Raw genomic sequence first — 4,225 nt, forward strand, 5'->3', positions numbered from 1 at the left:
TCTCCGATAAGGTCGGTTATCTTTTCTTGTGCCGTTATGAATGTCTCTTTGTTCCGGTTTATCTCTTCCGATGTGAAGCCGCAGGAATAACGGAGGTACTCGTACACATGGCTGTCTATCTGATATCGTGCTGTAACCTTTGCTTGCAATTCTTTCCCTTCCAGTTCTTCATCTCTGAACTGTGGTTGATAGACCGGGTAGAACCTAAACCCGGTCACCTTGCTACGTTTGTTGTTTGGGTTTTCACGCACTTTCACGTAGTTGAAAGTGTATGGGCAGCTCTCATCAAGCGCAGCCTTTGCTGGTTTCAAAACTCTTTCCTCAAAATGATCTATTCTGTCTTTTCCGTTCTTGTCCTTGTATTTGTCCGCAGGTATGCCAAGACGGTCTTTCAAGTTTTCAAGGGATATATCCAAAGGGTACACCTGCCCACTCATTAACATGTAAAACCTAAGGGAATACCCAGTAGGTAGCGCAAGAGCCTTGTTTAACTCAAATTCTCTGTACCCCTTGGCGAACTTGGTAAACACATCCCAAAGGTCGTTAGACACACGAAAGGTTATAATGCCAGTGCGTTTTTTATATTTTGGGTTAGATATAAATCCGCACTTCCACCATTCCTCGTCATCTTCGTAAGTAAAAAAACGTCCTGCCAAAGAATCGAGTGCGGCTATGATTTCATTGTAATCACGTCCGGAAAAAATAACGTCAGATACATGCATTTGTGCATCAACATCCCAAAGTCCATGCTCAAACTTGCGTTTCGTGCCTGCATAATCTTTCAGTTTTACTCCCTTTAGTTCAGCTTGGCACGCTTCCAGTATGCGAAGAACTATTCTTTGTTCGTGTATGGACATGTCTTGCTGTTTTGACCATGTATATACCCATGAAACAACAACATCTTTATTCTTGGTAATAGGTAGTTTCTTTTTCATAAACGATTGATTTGCTGCAAATATACACAATCCCCACATTAAAACAAAAAAAGAGGGGTAAAACTCCCAAAGTGTGGGGACTAATTTACTTTTAAACTCCCAAAGTGTGGGGACTAAACTCCCAAAGTGTGGGGAAACACATGTTCTAATCCCTTTATTTATGGGCGTTTGCGAAGAAGTGATAGAGCATATTACAGACGATGCTTATAACAGACAAGAGGAATTTATAGAGCTAAGTGGTTGATTTACTGTCGGAAAAAGAAAAACGATAGGGAAAAAGAGCAAAGCAAAACCAACCGACGGGCGGTAGGATTGGAAACGGGTTTTTATGGCGTGTACACGTTTGTGTACAAAATGTTTGTATTTTATTGAAATATAGCTATCTTTGTGCTGAATTTAAAAGCAAACAGATATGGAAGCATTATCAGTAAGAGAATACCGTAACAACCTCGCAGCGTCTTTCACCAAAGCTGACAATGGCGAGCAGGTACTAATTCGCAGGAAAAACGAGATTTACGCTTTGGTAAAAGTTGGTCGTGAAGATTTGATGATAACCCCGGAGCTGCAAGCAAGGATTGACAAGGCAAGGGAAGAAATCAAATCCGGAAAGTGTGTTACCCTCAAAAGCAGTGAGGATATTGACGCTTATTTCGATAGTCTATGATGTACACAATTAGGGTTTCCGACGGGGTGGATAAGGTGATTGCCAAATGGAAGAAATCAAACCCCAATTTGTTCAAGAAGTATAAGAAAATCTACAAAGAATTGTTAGAGCACCCTAAGACTGGGCTTGGGCATCCCGAAGCGTTAAGGGGCGGTGGGGATATTACATGGTCTCGACACATTACCGCCCATGACCGGATAATCTATGACATTTACGAGGAAGTGGTAGAGGTCTACATCTTGGAGGTAGAGGGGCATTACAACGATAAATGATAAAACTGTTATGGTCGAATATTGTGTTTACTGGTTAGAGAACGGCGAGCCTATGCACGAGGTGTTCTCTTCTCTTGCCGCCGCCGAGATGTACTCATGTGCGATAAGAGGGAAAGAAAACATTGAATGGGTGGAGGTGTCCGAAGAAGAAACCATTGATTTGGACGAACTGGAAGACATGTTCCCGGATGACTTCTGCGGCGTGTAATCCCCTTGGGTAGAAATGGGGTAGAATTTGTTAGGCTGTGGGGGATTTTCTAACACGCCGGGGCTTTTTGCTGGGCGGTTGGCGTGGATGTATTCCCATGCGGCATGTGTATATATAGCAAGAAGTGTCCTTGTCGGACAATTCTTGCTTTTCTCGCTTTGCTCAAAAAGATTTTAAGATTACCTTTGTGGCATGGAACTAAGACGGAACGAAAAGATTACATTCCGGTGTACCGAACTTGAAAAGGACGCACTTGCGGAGCAGGCAGCCCGGTGCAGTCTAAGCGTATCGGAATACTGCCGGAGTTTGTCCCTTGGGGGGCGCCCAAGGGAGAGGTACACCGAGGAGGAACGGCAGCTTCTCCGGGACATAGCCCAGTTGAAAGGAACGCTCCAACGGCTGAACAACTACTTCGGTGGTCGCCAGTACCGGGAAGTGTTCGAGGAGAACCGGGCACTAATTACAGAGCTCAAAAAAATACTCTCACGATGATAGGGAAAGGGAAAAGCATATCACATGGTGTGGCGGCATTGGAGTACGACCTCGCCAAAGAGATAAACGGGCAGGCAGTAGCCACCGAGATAGCCCGGCATGAACTTTATGGGTGTACTGGTGCGGAAATGGTGCAGGAAATGAAACCGTATCACATTGATTTTCCGAACGTAAAAAACAACTGCCTACGTTTCGAGGTCAGCCCCTCGATAGAGGAAAGCGCCACCTTTACGGATGCGGACTGGGCGGAACTTGGTAACGACTTCATGCAGCGCATGGGGTTGGCGAACCACCAGTACATCATCATCCGGCACAGCGGTACGGAGAGCAAGAAAGAGCAAGCCCACCTGCACATACTGGCAAACCGGGTTTCCCTTTCCGGGGAACTGTACCGGGACAACTGGATAGGGAAAAAGGCAACGGAAGCCGCCAATGCCATAGCCAAGGAACGGAACTTTGTACAGTCGCAGGACATTGGCAAAGTCAACAAAGCGGAAATCAAGGAAGCCATGGACGGCGTATTGAAGAAGATGCAGGGCTTTGACTTTACCAAATTCAAGGAAGAACTTGGTAAGAGAGGTTTTAAAGTCCGGGAAGCCAGGGCAAGCACCGGGAAACTTAACGGCTACTATGTCACAGCCCGAAGCGGTACGGAGTATAAGGCAAGCGAGATAGGGAAAGGCTACACTCTCGCCCATATCGAGCGGACACAAAGCAAACTGAAGTGCAACTCAATGAACATATCTCATGGAAACAAACTCACACCCGGAAGCGGCAGCTTCCAACGTTAAGCAGGGACAGTACAGCCCCCGGAAAAGAAAAGATACAACGCCAAGGGTAAACCCGCAGCTTGCGGTAGAACTGGTGTATCAAGAACTAAAGCGTGTTGAAGTCTATACGAAGCGCATAGAGGACGCAACAGCCCGAAAGGTACAAATAGACGGGAAAAGCCTTGAAAGTGCCGAAAATCGCCTAAAAAACGTGTTGGCGGACTTTGAACGGCAGGGGTACAGAATGAAAAACGGCGGTTATGTGGACAAACGAATTTCGTTCTACTCAATCCTTTGTGCTGTTATCTCCCTATTGTTCGCTTGTTTCATGTGCTATCTTTGGACGGATGCAGCCAAAGACCGGGACAACTACAAGCAGTATTATGAATACTACCAAGAGCAGGCAAGGGAACAAAAGGGGAATAAATAAACATCTAACTTTACGAATTATGGGAACAACGGAACACGAAGAACCCCGGTTCTTCTTCATACTGAACAAGGGTGCGAAGTCCGGCGGCGAAATCACCCATGCCGTCCTAAACGGTAGTATCGTTTCGAAGCCGGCAGGCTGGGACGCCTTTCATGGGCTTGCACTGGCGAGAGAGAAACTAAGCAGCGAGGAAATACAACAGCAGATGAAAGAACTTGGTGTAGAAATGGAAATCGTTCCTCTGATTTGACAAGATTACCCGGAGTGTTTCAGCCGGGTAATCTTGTTACTTATCCTTGATTTTCCCTTTAAGGGCGTTTATAATCCACCCTTTCGGATTGTTCTTTTCTCGTGATTTTCCGTTTAGGAGAGCCAGTTCTCCGATAAGGTCGGTTATCTTTTCTTGTGCCGTTATGAATGTCTCTTTGTTCCGGTTTATCTCTTCCGATGTGAA

8 protein-coding genes and 1 pseudogene are annotated in these 4,225 nt (G+C 45.7%); 7 read left to right on the forward strand and 2 right to left on the reverse strand.

Annotation, left to right across the window (positions count from 1 at the left end; translation table 11 throughout):
* Window positions 1–935 (reverse strand): replication initiation protein (locus I2F54_RS16090; RefSeq protein ID WP_151854080.1); only part of this gene is annotated, 935 nt, incomplete at its 3' end.
* 412 nt (window positions 936–1,347) lie between these two features.
* Here I2F54_RS16090 and I2F54_RS16095 point away from each other — a divergent pair.
* The 7 genes from I2F54_RS16095 (at window position 1,348) to I2F54_RS16120 (ending at window position 4,021) form a co-directional block, all read left to right on the forward strand.
* Window positions 1,348–1,599 carry a hypothetical protein gene (locus I2F54_RS16095; protein ID WP_004295507.1) on the forward strand — a complete coding sequence of 84 codons (252 nt, stop codon included), beginning with the start codon at window positions 1,348–1,350 and terminating at the stop codon, window positions 1,597–1,599.
* Entirely contained in the window at window positions 1,596–1,871 is a 276-nt protein-coding gene (locus tag I2F54_RS16100) for a type II toxin-antitoxin system YoeB family toxin (RefSeq protein WP_004327436.1), read from the forward strand. The genes I2F54_RS16095 and I2F54_RS16100 overlap by 4 nt, the downstream gene beginning before the upstream one ends.
* Before the next feature lie 10 nt (window positions 1,872–1,881).
* Entirely contained in the window at window positions 1,882–2,079 is a 198-nt protein-coding gene (locus I2F54_RS16105) for a hypothetical protein (RefSeq protein WP_004295503.1), read from the forward strand.
* Between the two features lie 192 nt (window positions 2,080–2,271).
* Window positions 2,272–2,571 carry a mobilization protein MbpA gene (gene mbpA, locus I2F54_RS16275; RefSeq protein ID WP_004327437.1) on the forward strand — a complete coding sequence of 100 codons (300 nt, stop codon included), beginning with the start codon at window positions 2,272–2,274 and terminating at the stop codon, window positions 2,569–2,571.
* Window positions 2,568–3,362 carry a mobilization protein MbpB gene (gene mbpB, locus I2F54_RS16110; protein ID WP_007560590.1) on the forward strand — a complete coding sequence of 265 codons (795 nt, stop codon included), beginning with the start codon at window positions 2,568–2,570 and terminating at the stop codon, window positions 3,360–3,362. Before mbpA ends, mbpB begins: the two co-directional genes overlap by 4 nt.
* On the forward strand, window positions 3,319–3,771 hold the full coding sequence (mbpC, locus tag I2F54_RS16115; RefSeq protein ID WP_004295511.1) for a mobilization protein MbpC: 453 nt from the start codon (window positions 3,319–3,321) through the stop codon (window positions 3,769–3,771). The genes mbpB and mbpC overlap by 44 nt, the downstream gene beginning before the upstream one ends.
* A 19-nt stretch (window positions 3,772–3,790) precedes the next feature.
* Window positions 3,791–4,021: a hypothetical protein gene (locus I2F54_RS16120; RefSeq protein ID WP_004295510.1), complete on the forward strand. Its 231-nt coding sequence runs from the start codon at window positions 3,791–3,793 to the stop codon at window positions 4,019–4,021.
* Window positions 4,022–4,057: 36 nt separating this feature from the next.
* Here I2F54_RS16120 and I2F54_RS16125 read toward each other — a convergent pair.
* Window positions 4,058–4,225 (reverse strand): annotated as a pseudogene (locus I2F54_RS16125) (replication initiation protein); the annotation flags it as partial.

The organism is Bacteroides clarus, assembly GCF_015555825.1.
In the GTDB taxonomy this organism is placed as follows: Bacteria; Bacteroidota; Bacteroidia; order Bacteroidales; family Bacteroidaceae; genus Bacteroides; species Bacteroides clarus.

What these genes read in the sequence shown, in the direction of transcription:
- I2F54_RS16105 (WP_004295503.1), top strand. Translation starts at nt 1,882, where the DNA reads ATGGTCGAATATTGTGTTTACTGGTTAGAGAACGGCGAGCCTATGCAC.
- I2F54_RS16100 (WP_004327436.1), top strand. Translation starts at nt 1,596, where the DNA reads ATGATGTACACAATTAGGGTTTCCGACGGGGTGGATAAGGTGATTGCC.
- mbpA (WP_004327437.1), top strand. Translation starts at nt 2,272, where the DNA reads ATGGAACTAAGACGGAACGAAAAGATTACATTCCGGTGTACCGAACTT.
- mbpB (WP_007560590.1), top strand. Translation starts at nt 2,568, where the DNA reads ATGATAGGGAAAGGGAAAAGCATATCACATGGTGTGGCGGCATTGGAG.
- I2F54_RS16095 (WP_004295507.1), top strand. Translation starts at nt 1,348, where the DNA reads ATGGAAGCATTATCAGTAAGAGAATACCGTAACAACCTCGCAGCGTCT.
- I2F54_RS16120 (WP_004295510.1), top strand. Translation starts at nt 3,791, where the DNA reads ATGGGAACAACGGAACACGAAGAACCCCGGTTCTTCTTCATACTGAAC.
- mbpC (WP_004295511.1), top strand. Translation starts at nt 3,319, where the DNA reads ATGGAAACAAACTCACACCCGGAAGCGGCAGCTTCCAACGTTAAGCAG.